The organism is Sporomusa sp. GT1, from assembly GCF_014634905.1.
Classification (GTDB): Bacteria; Bacillota; Negativicutes; order Sporomusales; family Sporomusaceae; genus Sporomusa; species Sporomusa sphaeroides.
The window spans coordinates 1-2,564 of the sequence record NZ_BMBX01000056.1 but is presented as its reverse complement, the minus strand read 5'-3'; the positions used below and the strand labels follow the sequence as shown (position 1 = coordinate 2,564).

Here is a 2,564-nt window from a genome sequence, read left to right as displayed (position 1 = left end):
TGAATATTCCGGGGCGAAAAACCATCCTGTCCGGATGGTTGGTTCCAACCATTCCGGACGATGGTTCCAATGGCTCCGGTACGGAACCATTTAGGCTATTTATTGCTGGTACTATCTATGCCATATACTTCACGCATGGATTTATCATGTTCCTTATCCACGTACTCAATTTCTATGACATACGAGTCGTGGACAATCCGGTCAAGGATTGCGTCGGCTAAGGTTGCTTCTTCAATCTTGTTGAACCAACCGGCAGGAGCAAACTGGGAACAGAATAGCGTGGATGCCTTTTTATGACGGGCGTGGATGATTTCCAGTAAGTCCCTAGCTTCGGTTTCTGTTAGCTTGACAAGAAGCCATTCATCCATAATAATCAGGCTATATTTTTTGTATTGGGCAATCACCTTTTGGTAAGTACCTTCCCCCCGTGCGATTGCCAGTTCAGCAAGAAGCTCCGGCAGCCGGATGTACTTAACTGTGTAATACTGTTGACAAGCTGCCATTCCTAGCGCGCAAGCCATATACGACTTGCCGGAACCGGTAGCTCCAAGAATAATAACGTTGTGACGCTCTGTGATATACTCGCACGTTGCCAACCGTTCGATCAGCGATTTGTTCAGTTTCCTTCCCGAGAGATAGTTAATGTCTACAATGCTAGCCTGGGGCTGGTCAAAGCCGGCATTCTTGATCAATCGGTGCAGCCGGTTGTTTTTACGGCTAGTATATTCTACATCCACAAGAAGTCCCAGCCGATCCTCAAAGGGAATGGTACTCATCGCTTCATCGCGTAACTGTATGCGGTAAGCATCTGCCATTGCCGTCATTCTCATTTCAATGAGTTTATTGATTGTTGCTGCATTTGTCATACCTGCCTACCTCCATAATAGCCGGCGCCACGGATATACCCGTGCGCAGCAGAAGGGTCTGCTTTACTTGATGGTTCATCGGGTGCTACTTTATCTTGGCCAGTTGCAAGGATGTTCTTCACACTCTTGTAGCTAGGATGAGGTGTATAGGATAATGCCTTTTGACAAGCCGCTTCCAAACGCCCTACGGAATACTTGTCCGCCAGCTTTAGAAGCCCCATACATGCCTTATAGCCCTGCTGTTGCACTTTGTAGGAGGCAAGTATTGATTTGATGGTAATGGTCGTACTGGTGCCAATCTTTTCGGCCCACGCTATAAATCGTTCACCGTCCCATTTCAGATATTTCTGATGGTCTTCAGGCATATGCGCTTCCAAGGTGCTGTACTGCCCAGGATGTCCATAAAGACGCCGATGAGAACTGATCCGGTTGTTGTTGTAAAAAACCTCAACAACATTGCGAGTCAAGCGCACATCAACCTTCTGCTTGATATATTCGCACGGAACAGAATATTGCATCTTGTCTACGGATATATGATAATTGAACTGTACAGTGGCTTGCTTCCACTGTGCCAATTCATAAGGGGCAGATGGCAATGGTGTGAGAAATGGCTTTTCATCCGTAAGGTAAACACTGTACCGGCTGCCCTCTTTCTTTTGAAAAGGTCTGCGGTTAAACGCTTCCAGACGGCTATAGATTTCTCGGTTCAATTCTGCCAAGGAAAAGAATTTTTCATTACGCAAGGCCGCAGTAATCCACGTGGAAATAACACCCACAGTGCCCTCAACACCAGGTTTATCCTTAGGTGCCTTTACGCGGGCAGGGATAACTGCTGTATCGTAATGTTCTGCCATTTCATGATAGGTTTTATTGATTTTTGGTGTGAACCAGTCACATCGGTCAACACCGGTTTTGAGATTGTCAGGAATGAGCATCCTGGTTGAGCCGCCAAAGAAATGATACATGTGGACATGGGCTGTAATCCAACTCTCCATATCCATTGATAAGAAGGCTTCCACATAGGCATATAGGCTGTAATTGAGGACACCGACGAACACATAACAAGGGATCATTTCTCCTGTGTCTCTGTCAACGATATGAGCAGGATCTCCGGCCCAGTCGACTTCACTTTGCTCGCCCGGTTTTCTGGGAATATGCATGGTTGCCCGTTTCTTTTCCGCATACTTTTGATAGTGAAAACAGAACTGAGAATACATAAGCGGCAATTCATTACACTGCCTACATTCCTCACAGTATTCGTTCCACAGAAGCTTGAGAGTAACACCATTGCGCTTGATTTCTTTGTCGATGTACTCATAATCGGGGTACTTACGGGCTGGTTCCGGAACTGACTTGTTGGGGAAGAACATCTTTTCAAGGTCAACATCCGTGGTTTTGGCCTTTAACGGCCATGCGATGTCCAGGTCTTTTGCCCGCTTCAAAACATTTCGTACGGTTTTTCTGGAGCATCCACAACTTCCGGCAATGCCGGTTTGATTAATCCCAAGACTATTTAGTCGAAGGATTTCTCGATATTGGGTCATATGAATGACCTCCTTCATAATGGATTTACATCAAGAATGATGCATAATACCATTATAAAGTGATTGGAGCCTGTCCGGAACGATTGGAACTTTATGCCGGAATAGTTGGAACCAACGTACGGACAGGGTGGGAATTCTGCCCCGGATTATTCAC

Annotated in this window: 2 protein-coding genes; both read right to left on the bottom strand. The window is 46.0% G+C overall.

Annotated features, from left to right (window positions below; all coding sequences use genetic code 11):
* Positions 1-95: 95 nt before the first annotated feature.
* The gene (gene istB / locus GT1_RS21775) at positions 96-866 is read right to left on the bottom strand and encodes an IS21-like element helper ATPase IstB (RefSeq protein WP_188400480.1); all 771 of its coding nucleotides are present in this window, start codon (positions 864-866) and stop codon (positions 96-98) included.
* Positions 863-2,410, bottom strand: coding sequence for an IS21 family transposase (gene istA / locus GT1_RS21770; protein WP_188400479.1), 1,548 nt, complete (start codon positions 2,408-2,410; stop codon positions 863-865). Before istA ends, istB begins: the two co-directional genes overlap by 4 nt.
* Positions 2,411-2,564 lie beyond the last annotated feature (154 nt).